This is a genomic window from Carboxylicivirga taeanensis, from assembly GCF_051851475.1.
In the GTDB taxonomy this organism is placed as follows: Bacteria; Bacteroidota; Bacteroidia; order Bacteroidales; family Marinilabiliaceae; genus Carboxylicivirga; species Carboxylicivirga taeanensis.
Map to the genome: position 1 here is coordinate 96,255 of NZ_JBPUSJ010000010.1, position 14,618 is coordinate 110,872.

General features: G+C 41.3%; 11 protein-coding genes. 8 read left to right on the plus strand and 3 right to left on the minus strand.

The window, feature by feature from the left end; translation table 11 throughout:
* Nucleotides 1-164 precede the first annotated feature (164 nt).
* From ACSX1H_RS14495 to ACSX1H_RS14530, 8 genes are all read left to right on the plus strand, one after another.
* A complete protein-coding gene (locus tag ACSX1H_RS14495) occupies nucleotides 165-2,033 on the plus strand; it encodes an ABC-F family ATP-binding cassette domain-containing protein (RefSeq protein ID WP_439184943.1) in 1,869 nt (622 codons plus the stop codon).
* Between the two features lie 51 nt (nucleotides 2,034-2,084).
* The gene (locus ACSX1H_RS14500; protein WP_439184944.1) at nucleotides 2,085-4,139 is read left to right on the plus strand and encodes an ATP-binding protein; all 2,055 of its coding nucleotides are present in this window, start codon (nucleotides 2,085-2,087) and stop codon (nucleotides 4,137-4,139) included.
* 318 nt (nucleotides 4,140-4,457) lie between these two features.
* Nucleotides 4,458-5,357: a prephenate dehydratase gene (locus tag ACSX1H_RS14505; protein ID WP_439184945.1), complete on the plus strand. Its 900-nt coding sequence runs from the start codon at nucleotides 4,458-4,460 to the stop codon at nucleotides 5,355-5,357.
* A 4-nt stretch (nucleotides 5,358-5,361) separates the two neighbouring features.
* Nucleotides 5,362-6,537, plus strand: a complete 1,176-nt coding sequence (locus ACSX1H_RS14510; RefSeq protein ID WP_439184946.1) for a pyridoxal phosphate-dependent aminotransferase — start codon at nucleotides 5,362-5,364, stop codon at nucleotides 6,535-6,537.
* Nucleotides 6,538-6,542: 5 nt separating this feature from the next.
* Complete coding sequence (locus tag ACSX1H_RS14515; RefSeq protein WP_439184947.1) at nucleotides 6,543-7,643, plus strand: chorismate mutase; 1,101 nt, start codon at nucleotides 6,543-6,545, stop codon at nucleotides 7,641-7,643.
* Between the two features lie 94 nt (nucleotides 7,644-7,737).
* Nucleotides 7,738-8,514 (plus strand): prephenate dehydrogenase/arogenate dehydrogenase family protein, encoded by a 777-nt coding sequence (locus ACSX1H_RS14520; RefSeq protein ID WP_439184948.1) that lies wholly within the window; start codon nucleotides 7,738-7,740, stop codon nucleotides 8,512-8,514.
* 117 nt (nucleotides 8,515-8,631) lie between these two features.
* Nucleotides 8,632-9,681: a tRNA 2-thiouridine(34) synthase MnmA gene (gene mnmA / locus ACSX1H_RS14525; protein ID WP_439184949.1), complete on the plus strand. Its 1,050-nt coding sequence runs from the start codon at nucleotides 8,632-8,634 to the stop codon at nucleotides 9,679-9,681.
* A gap of 60 nt (nucleotides 9,682-9,741) precedes the next feature.
* Nucleotides 9,742-10,275, plus strand: a complete 534-nt coding sequence (locus ACSX1H_RS14530) for a peroxiredoxin family protein (RefSeq protein WP_439184950.1) — start codon at nucleotides 9,742-9,744, stop codon at nucleotides 10,273-10,275.
* Between the two features lie 61 nt (nucleotides 10,276-10,336).
* Here ACSX1H_RS14530 and ACSX1H_RS14535 read toward each other — a convergent pair whose 3' ends face one another.
* The 3 genes from ACSX1H_RS14535 to ACSX1H_RS14545 are packed head-to-tail and all read right to left on the minus strand — an operon-like array spanning nucleotide 10,337 to nucleotide 14,293.
* Entirely contained in the window at nucleotides 10,337-10,666 is a 330-nt protein-coding gene (locus ACSX1H_RS14535) for a hypothetical protein (protein WP_439184951.1), read from the minus strand.
* A gap of 10 nt (nucleotides 10,667-10,676) precedes the next feature.
* On the minus strand, nucleotides 10,677-11,297 hold the full coding sequence (locus tag ACSX1H_RS14540) for a DsbA family protein (RefSeq protein ID WP_439184952.1): 621 nt from the start codon (nucleotides 11,295-11,297) through the stop codon (nucleotides 10,677-10,679).
* Between the two features lie 11 nt (nucleotides 11,298-11,308).
* Nucleotides 11,309-14,293, minus strand: coding sequence for an AsmA family protein (locus ACSX1H_RS14545; RefSeq protein WP_439184953.1), 2,985 nt, complete (start codon nucleotides 14,291-14,293; stop codon nucleotides 11,309-11,311).
* Nucleotides 14,294-14,618: the final 325 nt, after the last annotated feature.

The following is a 14,618-nucleotide window of genomic DNA, read 5'->3' on the forward strand; positions in this document are numbered from 1 at the left end:
ACGCCTGTAATCAAAACGACTACAGGCGTTGTTTGTAAAATCACTTGGCAATTACGCCTCTCATTTTGAAACACCAACTACAACTAAACAATGGATAATGGCAAGGCCAACAGCTAAATTACCCATATAATCTATTACCTTTGTGGCTTGGTTAAAAAAGGCTTATGATTAATTATCTTTCGGTTGAAAACCTAACACAACACTGGGGCGACATTCGCCTGTTCGACAGCATTTCCTTTGGCCTAAACGAAGGTCAAAAAGTGGCACTAATAGCCCGTAACGGTGCAGGAAAAACCACCTTATTGAATATACTTGGAGGCAAAATCCCGGCCAACGAAGGAAACATTACCTTACGATCGGGCATCACCATGGGCTACTTATCGCAAGACCCATACCTCAACAGAAACCACACCGTTATTGAAGAGGTATTTAATACAGATAGCGAAACGGTGCAAACCATTAAAAAATACGAACAGGCCATTGAAAGTAACGACCAGGAAGCATTAGGGGCACTAATTGAGAAAATGGACCTCCTACAAGCCTGGGACTACGAGCAGCGCATCAAACAAATTCTATCACAACTTAAAATCACCCGCTTCCACCAGCCTGTTTCTGAACTTTCAGGCGGGCAACAGAAACGCGTGGCGTTGGCAAGCATTCTTATTAGCGAGCCCGACCTGTTGATACTGGATGAGCCCACCAACCATTTAGATTTGGAAATGGTAGACTGGCTGGAACAATACCTTTCCAAGTCAAAAGCAACGCTGTTAATGGTGACTCACGATCGCTACTTTCTCGATCGGGTGTGCAACGAAATTATTGAACTGGCCGACGAAACCATCTACCGCTATTTAGGCAACTACTCCTATTTTCTGAAAAAACGACAGGAACGATTGGCCAATAAAAAAGCCGAAATAGAAAAAGCACGCAACCTGTTAAAAACCGAACAGGAATGGATGAACCGGATGCCACAGGCCAGAGCGACCAAAGCCAAGTACCGTATCGATGCCTTCTACGACCTTAAAGATAAAGCACACCAAAATGTTAATGAACAAAACCTGGAGCTGGGCATTGCACAGTCGCGCCTCGGAAAAAAAGTCATTAACCTGCATGGCATATCTAAAAGCTTTGATGATGTACAACTGATTAAGGATTTCTCTTACAAATTTGCCCCTTTCGAAAAGGTAGGCATCGTAGGTAAAAACGGAACTGGCAAGTCGACATTTCTCAACATCCTAACCGGCAGCCTGCAGCCCGACACAGGAGAAGTGGAAAAAGGTGAAACAGTAGTATTTGGTTACTACCGCCAGGAAGGCATCAAAATTGACGACAATAAAAAAGTAATTGAAGTAATCAGCGATATTGCTGAAGACATCTCATTGGGAGAAGGAAAGCGGATGTCGGCCGCCCAGTTTTTGCGCTACTTCCTCTTTCCAAACGAAATGCATTACGTACAGGTTAGTAAACTCAGCGGTGGAGAAAAGAAACGCCTGCTGCTCATGACGGTTCTTATCAAAAACCCGAATTTCCTGATTCTTGATGAGCCAACCAACGACCTGGATATTTTCACTTTAAATGTTCTGGAGGATTATCTGTCCAACTTTAAAGGGTGCGTGATGGTTGTATCACACGACCGTTATTTTCTTGATAAAGTAACCGATCACCTATTCGTTTTTGAAGGCAATACGGTTATTAAAGACTTTGTGGGAAGCTATAGCGATTATACTCAGCAGAAAAAAACTGAAGAACGCCAGATCACCAAAGCCGAAAAGAAAAACAAACCTCAAGAAAAGCCAAAGCCAACAACCAAAGCTAAAAAGTTAAGCTATAAGGAAAAGCGCGAACTGGAACAAACAGAAAAAGAAATAGACCAGCTTGAACAGCAAAAGGAGCTGCTGCAAAACGAACTGAATTCGGGTACATTAGACGCCGATGTGCTTGTAAAAAAGTCGCAGGAACTTTCGGAAATAATGAGTGCACTGGATGAAAAAGAGTTAAGATGGCTGGAATTAAAGGAAATAGAAGACCTATAAATCACTTAAAAACTAACGAGTAACAATCATATTCGAGAAGCATTGCTTCCTATGCTCACAAGAAGTTTAAACATAGCAATCACATTCCTTTGGATTTGCACGGCCACACTGGCGGCTAACAGCAATGAAACCATTAGGGTAGGCGTACACTATAACCCGCCCTTATGCAGCATTGACTCCAGTGGCCTGGCAAAAGGCATTTTTATTGACATCATTAACCAGGTAGCAGAAATAAACAACTGGCACGTTGAATACATCCCAACAACCATAGCTACTGGTTTTGATGCCCTGCATTATGGTAAAATCGATTTACTAACTACTGTTGCCAAAACCGAGGAACGAGAGCAGCTTGTATTGTTTAACGAGGAAACCATTTATACGAATTGGGGGGTCATCTACTGCAACAGTAACACGGTGATTAATAACATTACCGACCTCGGCGGCAAAACAATTGCGCTTGAAAAGGGCGACACCCATGCAAGGGCACTTCTGAAATTACTGGAGGATTTTAACGTTGAAGTAAGTGTTATTTGGTGCGAAAACCTAGACCAGGTATTTCAAAAGATTGGCAATAAAGAAGCCGATGCCGGAGCTGTTAATAAGCTATATGGCTATCTGCAAAATATCAACCAAAAACTAAAGGCCACCTCTATTTACTTTAACCCGGTTAATGTGCACATTGCCGGAGGACCACTGACGAGCGAAATATTAAACAAAATCGATTTAACCCTGCTCAAACTTAAAAGCGAACAGCCCGATTACTACTCACATACTATCAACCACTGGGTAACACAAGATCTAAAACACAATCATAAATGGCTGAAGCCAGTTATTTACGGGCTAATCGGGTTAACCATTTTACTACTCATCATACTGATATTTCAAATCAGAACGGTTAAAAATAAAACAGTTCGACTTAAAGAAGCCCGAAAGCTTGGTGCGCAAAGAGCAAAAACAATCAAACAGCTTGAAGATGAGAAAGCATTAATTCTCAACAGCCTGGACGAACAGGTGGTATTTATTGATAACGACTATAATATTGTATGGGCCAATCACGCTTTCAAGCAATCAACAGGGGTTCCATTTGAAAAAGTCATTGGCAAAAAATGCCATGAAACATATTTCAATCGTGCTACGCCTTGCGATTTCTGTCAGTACGAAACATGCCTCAAAACCAATCGCACTGAGGTAAGAGAGCACATCAGTCAATACTCAGGCAACACATACGTCCATAAAACCCATCCGGTATTCGATAGCGAGAATCGCCCCATTGGGTTTGTCGAAATACTGTCGGACGTTACCGAAAAGAAAAAGTATGAAGAAGAGCTAATTGCCGCAAAAGAGAAAGCTGAGCAATCAGACCTTTTAAAATCAGCTTTCTTAGCCAATATGTCGCACGAAATCAGGACGCCAATGAATGCAATAATTGGATTTTCGGAACTCCTGGAAGATGACTCCCTCACGCACGAAGAGAAAAAAAGGTACCTCAGCATTATTCAATCCAACGGCGACCAATTATTAAAACTTATTTCCGATATTCTGACGTTTTCACAAATCGAATCAGGACACCTTTCGTTGCAATACTCGCAAATTAATGTATTAGACTTTCTGAATGCCGCACTCCAACAGTTTGAGAGTGAAATCATCAAGAGCAAAAAAGCAATCACTATTAAGCTTGATGCACGCATTAATAAGCACTTAGAGATTGAAACTGATACAGTAAGGTTTAAGCAAATTGTTTTTAACCTGATAACAAATGCAATTAAATTTACCGAACAAGGTAGTATTACCATTGGCGCCTTTGCCAACGAGTGCCAACTAACTGTTTTTGTGAAAGATACCGGCATTGGCATTCCTGAAGAGAAGCATGAGGATATCTTTAAACGCTTCTCGCAGGTTGATAATGTGCAGCTCAGAAAAATGCCCGGCTCCGGGTTAGGCCTCACAATTGCCAATGATCTCATTAAACAGTTAGGCGGCTCAATACACTTGAAATCTAAACCTGGAAAAGGCAGTATCTTTTACCTTAAACACCCTTTAACCAGATATAAACTGGCAAAAAATGAAGCTATTTCCAATGCCCATCCTCTTGAGGTTTCGCGCTAAAAAATACAATATAAGAACCTCCTTAAAACTTAGCACCTGAATAATACTTACAACCTATAAGCCTAAACTTCATAATTCCTACAAATTATTTTTTTATCATTTTATTTACTCACAATTTTGCATTTGCAAATATATTCATACATTTGCAGCATAGAACAGACAAAGCAATGATGGCTCACATTTTCTTTTATAACTATTATTATTTCTTTTTTAGCAGTAGCAAAAGAGGTGGGCTTTCTATGACATAAACAATACGAAACTAAATTATATAAACCCGCCTCTATAAGGCGGGTTTTTTTATATCCATAACTAGTGAACATGAATCGAACAATCAAAAAAATAGCCATACAGGGATGGCCAGGAGCTAATCATGAAATAGCTGCCAGAGCCTACTTTGAAGAAGATACACTTGAGATGATTCCCTGCCTTACCTTTCCCGATTTGTTTGAAACCCTAAAGAATGACAGGGACTGCTATGGCATTATCGCCATTGAAAATACACTAGTAGGTGGTTTATTATCGAACTACACAATGCTTAAAGACAGTGACCTCACCATTATTGGCGAGTACAAGCTCCGCATAAAGCATCAACTGTTGGCCTTGCATGGACAATCCATTAGTGATATCAAAGAAGTTTATTCACACCCAATGGCCATAGCCCAGTGTGAGGCATTTTTCAGAGAGTACCCTCATATCAAGCTCATTGAATCGGAAGACACTGCTTTGAGTGCCAAGCGCATTGCTGATGAACAGTTGACGGGCATAGGAGCCATTGCTTCGGAGCTGGCCGCTGAGATGTACAATCTTGAAACTTTGGCTAAGAACATTGAAACCAATAAAAAGAATTACACACGCTTTCTGGTTGTTTCCGACCGTGGTAAAACAGAAACGGATGCCTTACTGGAGCAAAATAAAATCAACAAATCATCCATAGTATTTTCTCTGCCACATGAGGAAGGCAGCCTGTCGAAAGTGCTAACTATACTGGCCTTTTACAACATTAACCTCACTAAAATACAGTCTCTTCCAATTGTTGGACAAGAATGGGAATACCTGTTTTACGTTGATTTAACATTTTCAGACTATAAACGCTATTTACAATCGCTCGATGCGATCCGACCTTTAACCCGTAAACTGAAATCACTGGGTGAATACGCCATTGGAAAGCAATCGTACCCCGTAAACAACGGACACATTGAAACCGCAAATTCAAATTAAGCAGATGCAAAAAAATATTGATATACAACCCGCCAATAGAATAGGCACCGTTGAAGAATACTACTTCTCCATCAAATTAAAGGAGCTGGAGCAACTTCGAAAAGCTGGCAAACCAATCATTAATTTGGGCATAGGAAACCCAGATTTACCGCCTGCACCGGAAGTATTGCAAGAGCTGAACAAGCAAAGCTCTGAAGATAACACGCATGGCTACCAAAGCTATGTAGGTATCCCCGAACTCAGGGAAGCGATGAGTAATTGGTACAACAAGCATTATGGAGTAGCTATTGACTCCAACCGTGAAGTACTGCCACTCATGGGCTCGAAAGAAGGTATTATGCACATCACGCTGGCTTTTGTCAATCCGGGCGATAGCGTATTGGTGCCCAATCCGGGCTACCCAACCTATGCCTCTGCCAGCAAAATTGCCGAGGCCAACTTAATCTATTACGATCTGGATGAAAACAACCAGTGGCTTCCTAACCTGGAAAAACTCGAAACAATGGATTTAAGCCAGGTAAAACTGATGTGGCTTAACTATCCCAACATGCCAACAGGTGCGAATGCCAGTTCGGAATTCTTTAAAAAAGTGATTGCTTTTGGCAAAAAGCACAACATTGTAATCATTAATGATAATCCGTACAGCTTTATTCTGAATGATGCTCCACAAAGCATTATGCAGGTAGAAGGAGCCAAGGATATTGCCATTGAACTTAACTCCCTGAGTAAGTCGCACAACATGGCTGGCTGGCGAATTGGCATGGCCGTATCCAATCCTGAGTTCATTCAATACATTCTGCGCATTAAAAGCAATATGGATTCGGGCATGTTCAAACCCCTGCAACTAGCTGCTGCCAAGGCCCTGGCGTTGGATGACACCTGGTATACCAAGGTGAATAACGAATATAAAAAACGACGGGTATTAGTCCATGAAATAATGGATTTGCTGGCCTGCCAATACGATCTGGAACAAACAGGTATGTTTATTTGGGCACGCATACCTGATAAATATAAGGATAGCGGCGAATTAGCAGATGAAATCCTATATGGTTGTGATGTATTTATCACCCCTGGATTTATTTTCGGTAACAAAGGACAACGCTATATCCGCATAAGTTTATGCACCAATGAAACCACTTTACAAGAAGCAAAACAACGTATAAAAGCATTAAAAAATTAACAATCATGGAACAACATAAATTAGATTTACAACCATTGGCATTGCCAGGCTTAGAGTTAAAACGTCCGATAATTATTGCCGGACCCTGTAGTGCCGAAACAGAAGAGCAAACCCTTGAAACAGCGCGTCAGCTGGCAGCACAAGGCGTTAAAATATTCAGAGCCGGAATATGGAAACCAAGAACACGTCCTGGCGCTTTTGAAGGCGTTGGAACAGTTGGATTACCATGGTTGAAAAAGGTTAAAGAAGAAACCGGCATGTTTGTGAGCGTAGAGGTTGCTAACGCACACCATGTTTACGAAGCACTGAAATTTGGGGTAGATATGCTTTGGATTGGCGCCCGCACAACCGCTAACCCTTTTGCCGTTCAGGAAGTAGCCGATGCCCTTACCGGGGTAGATAAGCCTGTGTTAATAAAAAACCCTGTTAATCCGGATTTAGAATTATGGATTGGCGCCATTGAGCGGGTTAACCGGGCCGGTGTAAAAATGATTGGTGCTATTCACCGCGGTTTCAGCACCTATGATAAGAGCAAATACCGCAATAATCCGGAGTGGCAAATTCCGATTGAGCTGCGCCGTCGTATCCCTGAACTTCCCATCATCACCGACCCTAGCCATATTAGCGGTAAAAGTGAGATGATTGCAGAAATTTCGCAGGAAGCCATGGACCTTAACTTTAATGGTTTAATCATCGAATCGCACATGTGTCCTGAAAAGGCGTGGAGTGATGCCAGCCAGCAAGTTACGCCACAACAACTGGGCGAAATCAAGCAAAATCTAATTGTTCGTCGTTCGGCTATTGGTGATACTCCGCGTATTACACTTGATGAGCTGCGCCAAAAAATTGATTTAATAGACAAACAATTGCTTGAAACCTTGAAGTCGCGAATGAAAATTTCCGAGGCCATTGGTAAGTACAAGTACGAGAACAACATCACCATTCTTCAAACACGCCGCTACGACGAGGTAATGAACAACCGCAGAGTGCAGGCCGAAGAAGTGGGCTTAAATCCTGATTTTGTAGTGAAAGTTTATGAGCATATCCACGAAGAATCGATTAACCGACAGAACCAGATAATGAATAAAGCATTAGCTAAAAAATAAAAATAAATAAAGACATAGGGTTCAGGATTCACGGCTGATTTTATTCACTCGAAAGATCTTGAATCTTATGTCTTGATACTTGATACTAGCAACCATGAAAATTTGTATCCTCGGAGCCGGAAAGATGGGCACCTGGCTGACCGATGCCTTGTGCCTTCAACACGAAGTAGCGATCTTTGATAAGGACATCAAGCGTCTCCGTTATATTTTTAATACACAACGCCTCACTCAACTGGATGAAATCAGAGCGTTTGAACCAGAGCTACTGATTAATGCTGTGAGCCTTAAATACACACTGGCCTCGTTTGAAGAGGTATTGCCATATTTGCCAAAAGACTGCATTATATCTGATATTGCCTCGGTTAAAACCGGCCTGCAGAGCTTCTACGAGAACAGTGGCATGCGGTATGTTTCAACGCACCCGATGTTTGGACCTACGTTTGCCAACCTGAAAGATTTAAGCATGCACCATGCAATCATTATTTCGCAGAGTGATCATTTGGGGAAAGCGTTTTTCAAAGATTTTTATGCCTCGCTAAAACTCAACATCCACGAATACAGCTTCGATGCTCACGATGAAACCATCGCCTATTCATTATCCATTCCCTTCTCCTCCTCGCTGGTTTTTGCTGCCTGCATGAAGCATCAGAAAGCTCCGGGAACCACCTTTACCAAACACATGCAAATTGCCAAAGGACTGTTGTCTGAGGAAGACCACCTATTAACAGAGATTTTATTCAACCCGTTCACTTATAAGCAGGTTGAAAACATCCGCTTTCAACTAAAACATCTGCTGGAACTAATTGATAAAAAAGATTCTGAAGGCATGCACACATTTTTAAATGCCGTTCGAAAAAACATTGAAGAATAAATGATTTTGCTATCAGCTACTGGCAATAGCTGATAGCTTCTAAGTTCCCTCCCATCCACCCGCTTCACTCTGCCCTTCAACTAAAGTATTATTACTATTTTCGCGGCAGGAACAGATATGATGATAAGAAAAAGGGTACTATTAGGGATGAGCGGAGGCATGGACAGCTCCATGTCGGCAGTGTTATTACAGCAACAAGGCTACGAAGTGATAGGTGCTACTTTATTGACGCACACAGAGGCCTCTGACCCTGCTATTAAAGCGGCACAGCAACTGGCTAAAGAGCGTAACATTGAGCACCACCTTATTGACTGTCGGCCAGAGTTTAAAGAGACAGTAATACAGTACTTTGCTGATGAATACCTTAAAGGCCGCACGCCCAACCCTTGTGTTAAATGCAATGAAACCATTAAATGGAAGCTCTTGCTCGAGCACGCTGACAAACTACAGTGCGAATACATTGCTACGGGCCACTACGTGCAAAAAGCCTTTATCAACAACAGATACTACATCCAAAAGGGCCTCGACCCTGCGAAAGATCAATCCTATTTTCTATGGAACCTGAATCAGGCAACTATAGCCCGCGCCCTGTTTCCACTGGGCCAGTTGCACAAGCACGAGGTGAGACAACTGGCTCATGAGCTTGGTTATGTCGCCATTGCTGAAAAAAAAGAAAGTATGGGCGTATGTTTTCTGGCCGGCACAGATTACCGGCAATACCTGTCAGATTTACTTGGCCAAACACATCCTTCCCTTGCTCCGGGACAGGTGGTTGATGAGAATGGGCAGGTGCTGGGGCAGCACGATGGTTACCCGTTCTATACCCTCGGGCAGCGACGTGGTATTGAAGGCGTAGCAAAAGGTAAATGCGTAATAGCAATAGACGCTTCAACCAAGAGCTTAATTGCTGGCAATAAGGACCAATTATACACGCAGCAAGTAGCTTTGAATGATTTTCAATTAACAGATGCAACCGAACAGTGGCAAAACAAACAGCTCTTTATACGCATTAGGGGCTTAGATAGTGTGCCCGGCTATGCAGGAACCATTCAGCTGAAAAATAGCCAGCTAATAATAAATTTTGCCGAACCAGTGTGGGCCATAACACCAGGACAGTCCATCGTTATCTACACCAATGATGTAGTTATAGGTGGCGGCATAGGGTAACCCGGCAAAAGGCGGCCAAACCAGATTAATAATTATCTTAGCACACGAAAAATGCAAGGGATGAAATCATACTTTATTATACTATTTACAGCACTTCAACTATTATCACTACCAGCCTTTGGTCAGGCCTTAAAAGTGGGCGACAAAGCCCCTAATATTACCCAACAATCTATAAACGGTGAGGCCTTCTCCCTTTCGGAACTTGAAGGGTATATTATTTTGGTTGATTTTTGGGCCAGCTGGTGTGCCCCTTGCCGAAAAGAAAACCCGGTGCTGGTGGAAGCCTATCATAAATATAATGATGCCGTATTTCCCGATGCAAAAGGCTTTGCTATCCTCAGTGTATCGCTTGATATGAAAGAGGCGGACTGGAAAAAAGCCATTGAAGAAGATAAGCTCGAATGGCCATACCATGTGAGTGACCTGAAAGGCTGGCGCAACCAAGCGGCAAAAACTTATGGCGTGCGTGGTATCCCTTCCAATTTTCTGATCAATGAAAATGGCGAGATTGTAGCTATCAACCTTCGGGGCGAAGAGGTGAATAAACAACTGAGGAAATTACAGCGGAAAGGCTGGTACCGTTTCTGGGAATAATAAAATTTAAGCTAAAAAAACCCGACTGTTTCCAGTCGGGTTTTTATTTTGTTCGATTGACTTATTGACAAATAGCAGCTGCGCGCGCTTCATTAATAAGTTGCTCAGTAATTGCATCCAACTCGAGTTCTATCGTTTTTAACTGAATTGCACTCGAAGATTGACATTTTATTGCTAAGTCTCCGGCTGAACTATATTTATCACCGCCATAAAGGAAATAGCATGAGCCCTCGTCATCACAACAAGCTGTAATATCAGCAGCAGAACAAGTACCTATATCTTGATCATTTTTATTGCATGACTCCTCTGGATCGTCACTGCCGCAACTAGACAATGTTAATGTAGCCATTCCCAATAGCGCGAATGCAAATAATTTCACTACCTTTTTCATTTCAACACTTTTAAAGTTTGTTTATTTTTTTCTTTAAATAGTTATAATCCTTAAAGCCGGATATAACATCACTCCCCAATACAAATGTAGGCGTTCCTTTGGTTTTCAGAACCTGAAACTCATAAATATTTCTTATAATATCACTTCCGTCAGAATCCAAAATACACTCTCCTAGAAACTCATTTTCGACCACGTAATCGTCAATTAGCTGATTAAAATGCTCAGTATACATTATTTGACTATTATGGAGCAAAAGGGCATGTAACTTTTCATAACTACCAAACTTATTGATACAGATAGCTGTTTGGTAGGCTCTTAAAGCCATCGCATCATTCCCTCTGCAAATCAAGCGAAGCACTAACTTTATTTTACCTGTTCTAATAAAATCATCATGCAAACTTGGGTAAACCTCATCGAAAAACTTCTTACAATATGAACAATTATAGTCATAGTATAAAATAATACTTTGTTCTGCCGATTCCTGGCCAAACACAATATCTGAAACCCTAACCTGTTTTATCTCCTCTAATTGTTCATCACTGCTAAATTCAAAATAAGCCCAAACAAGAGCTGATAAAGCTCCCAATAAAAATAAATACAACCACCCATTAATCTTCCTATATCTACTCATGAGCAAATTTATTAATCATTAACACCTGTTTCATACTGCACAATCAGAGGATGAAACTCCAACTGAGCGAACGCTTCTTTTACATAAATAAGACTTTTCATCTTATTACGCATCTGAGAATCTTTGCCTTCCAAGGTGCTCTTTACAGTTTCTCCATTCTTAATCTTATATACCGCATAAAGAGATGTTAGGCCCTTCGTTCCCCCGTCTGTTGTTTGTTTATCTGCTTTGGCTTGCTTTTTCTCAATTCGATCAGTCTTTCCTTTTCTTAAAATTTCTTTCAAATAAAATCGCAGGTGATATTGACAATCCAAATTAAATTCCTGCATTCCAAAAAGGCTGATATCAAATGTATTTGTCCTGATATTCGTCAGTGGGGCATACACAGCTCCTCCAGTCATAAACATTTTGGTATCTACAGTTTTAAATTGCAAATCATCCAAACCATCGATATTATAATCACGACCCATTTCAGCTGTAATTGGATAGTCTTTCAAACGCCCCTCCTCCAGTAATAAATTAGCTTTTAACTTAATTTTGTCCATCACTATTGAATCATCAATAAAAACAATCTGACCCGCAAGACTGTCTGCACTTAGAAATCCACTCAACTGCTCATGACTGATATACACCTCTTCGGTATAGTCCATAAAGTCGTCAAAGTCATATAATAGCTGATTAATATCCAACCCTTTAGTAGTGTTTTTAAAGTTAATCTTCATTTCATCACCTGGCAGCCTCTGTGCTTTAACAGAGCTATTAGTGGTTCCTTTAAACGCATCGATCTTTAGCTGATCAATAATATACAGGCTGTCAGACATATTGTATAGGGCACTTATATTTTCGAACAAGGCGTTTTCGTACCAGAAACTTTTGGCGGTTACTTTTCCTTTCGCCTGAAAGCGGTAGTTGGCCGGCTCAGCACTGACATCCGATTCAGCCTGCTCCGTAGCTCCTTCATTGTCCATAAGCGGTGCAAAGGCCACAAAATCAATATCCCCTAAATTCAAATAGGCGTCTACTTTTACTGTATCTGGCTGGTTCAACCAAAAAGCATGGTAGAAGTTACTAATGCATGTTGAATCGGCATCGAACTCTACGCCTGCCAATGCACCCGAACAATCCTCAAGCCGAATGGTGTCTTGTGCTAAACGAACATGACCTGTAAGTTTATTTACCTGCATTAAGGGCGCATTCATTTCAACAGTAGCATCATCAAAACCTAGTAACAACTCCCCCTTGGTAAAAAGATGTTGCATAAGATGCTCCACCAATGAATCGAGCTGCAGGGAGCCAGCAGAACGAAGCTGTGCACTTACCTTCCCACTCATTTTATTAACCAACGAATCTGGAACGAAAGGGGCAAACTCAGCCAAATCAAGTGCGGCATTGGCATCAATCGAGTAATACGGACTGTTGGGGTTATTGAATTGAAGCTGACCTGACAATCGGCTATTCACAGTCTTCACATCTAATTCTTTACACGTAAAACCAAGAGTTTTAATATGAGATAGTTGACCTGTATAACTGGCTAAAAAGTGTGCATCCGTTAAATTAAACTGATAGTCAGGGAGTCGCACCCTAAGACTATCGGCTTTCAAGGAGTGTTTCTGATAAGCAATTTGCCCGCTCAAACCCTCAACTGCAATACCTGAATTCATTTGCACAGCCACCTCTTGAAGCCCAATGCTTCCCTTGGTATGAGCCAACAAATAATCGGCATACTGCAGATCAATACTGTCTGGTAAAACACCACTCGTCGCCATTTTCAGATTTACCCGACCGCCCAAGTAACTCACTAATGAATCAGGAATAAACATTCCGATATCATCTAACTTGAGCTCTACATTGGACTTTAAACGATAGCTCATCTTATCGAGGTTTGTAACTTGAGCATGTAAAGAGGCTTTACTTCCTCCAGAAACAAAACTGAAGGTATCAACTGTAATACTGGTGGATGCATTATTCATCAATTCACCATTGGTATACGTACCTGAAAAAAAGATGGATTCAATGGCAGGAAAGCGTTCTAATCCAACTTGTCCGGCCTTAAGACGCAGCTGGGCATCAATTTTTGGCAGGGTGCTATCATTAACTTCTCCTTTAAGGGTGGCATTAAAGGATGCCAAACCGCCCAAACGATTTATTTGATAGGCCGTGAGTAAACTATCGGGCAGGTATTTTTTTAGTTCTGAAATATTCAACTCCTGCGATGAAATAGTGAGATCGGTAAATATTGACTGTTGATTCTTTACTTCCCCCCTGGCGGCTAACTGAAGACCATCAGAAACAATATTTAAGCTATGCAGTGATACCAGATCATTAAAATACACAACATCAATATCCACCTCTGTTTCATCCATCAAATGAAGATTTGTTCCCGGGTAGCGACAATTATTTGCTCGTAACGTTCCCTTAAAGGCAGCCTTCGTATTTTGATCATCCATATGGATACTGGATAGCCCTTCATCTATGTACAAACAGGCACTGATCTTATTTTTGTCGTCGGTATAAGTACAAAACAGCTCACTAAGTTCCAAATGCTCAATTGATAGAAATAGCGGAGCATTAGAGCTGTCATTAGCAGCCTCAGGCACTTCAGGACCCGATAAAAAGACATCGAAATTAGTCTTACCACTGCTATCTACCTTGTAAAAAGCATTGCCTCCCTCAACCGCTATTTCGGTAATATTAAATTCTCCATCAAGCAATGGCCACATTTCTACTGAAACAAACACCCGCTCAACCTGTGCCATGGTATCTGCCTGGCTGGATACGTTTACCTCCCGCAGCTCAACCATTGCATCAGGAAATGCTTTGACTAACGAAAAGTCAATGTCATTAACAGAAATGCTTGCATCTATCGAGCTGTTAATCTGCTTCAGAGCTATCTTAGCAATCCTATTCTCAGCCAATTCTGCAATCAGAATAAGAGTGAGTAACAAGGCAAAAAATACCAAAAAGAAATAGGCTAAAGTGTGTTTTAATCGCATCATATCGGAACTACAGCTATACTGTTTTTATCATTTTTAATCAATGAGGAGCAAATTTATGATTTATGTATAAGCCGGCTATCATTTCAATAAAAAACTTATCCTTTTTACACTCTATAGCGAAAATTCGATGCTTTTCGATTGACTCCCTCCCCTGCTTCCCTTAACTTAGCTATATCTCAGGGATGGGATTTCGAATTCAGTTATGGAGCCGAAAGCTGTAGCACCTCGCTATAATAAGGGTACGAGGATCCTGGTGAAAGTTTTGCCAAAAAAGGATAACGAGAGATGTCACGGCTTTTAGCTCTTTTTATTTAAAGCCCCAATC

What these genes read in the sequence shown, in the direction of transcription:
- ACSX1H_RS14520 (WP_439184948.1), top strand. Translation starts at nt 7,738, where the DNA reads ATGAAAATTTGTATCCTCGGAGCCGGAAAGATGGGCACCTGGCTGACC.
- ACSX1H_RS14495 (WP_439184943.1), top strand. Translation starts at nt 165, where the DNA reads ATGATTAATTATCTTTCGGTTGAAAACCTAACACAACACTGGGGCGAC.
- ACSX1H_RS14530 (WP_439184950.1), top strand. Translation starts at nt 9,742, where the DNA reads ATGAAATCATACTTTATTATACTATTTACAGCACTTCAACTATTATCA.
- ACSX1H_RS14515 (WP_439184947.1), top strand. Translation starts at nt 6,543, where the DNA reads ATGGAACAACATAAATTAGATTTACAACCATTGGCATTGCCAGGCTTA.
- ACSX1H_RS14510 (WP_439184946.1), top strand. Translation starts at nt 5,362, where the DNA reads ATGCAAAAAAATATTGATATACAACCCGCCAATAGAATAGGCACCGTT.
- ACSX1H_RS14545 (WP_439184953.1), bottom strand. Translation starts at nt 14,293, where the DNA reads ATGATGCGATTAAAACACACTTTAGCCTATTTCTTTTTGGTATTTTTT.
- mnmA (WP_439184949.1), top strand. Translation starts at nt 8,632, where the DNA reads ATGATGATAAGAAAAAGGGTACTATTAGGGATGAGCGGAGGCATGGAC.
- ACSX1H_RS14535 (WP_439184951.1), bottom strand. Translation starts at nt 10,666, where the DNA reads ATGAAAAAGGTAGTGAAATTATTTGCATTCGCGCTATTGGGAATGGCT.
- ACSX1H_RS14540 (WP_439184952.1), bottom strand. Translation starts at nt 11,297, where the DNA reads ATGAGTAGATATAGGAAGATTAATGGGTGGTTGTATTTATTTTTATTG.
- ACSX1H_RS14505 (WP_439184945.1), top strand. Translation starts at nt 4,458, where the DNA reads ATGAATCGAACAATCAAAAAAATAGCCATACAGGGATGGCCAGGAGCT.
- ACSX1H_RS14500 (WP_439184944.1), top strand. Translation starts at nt 2,085, where the DNA reads ATGCTCACAAGAAGTTTAAACATAGCAATCACATTCCTTTGGATTTGC.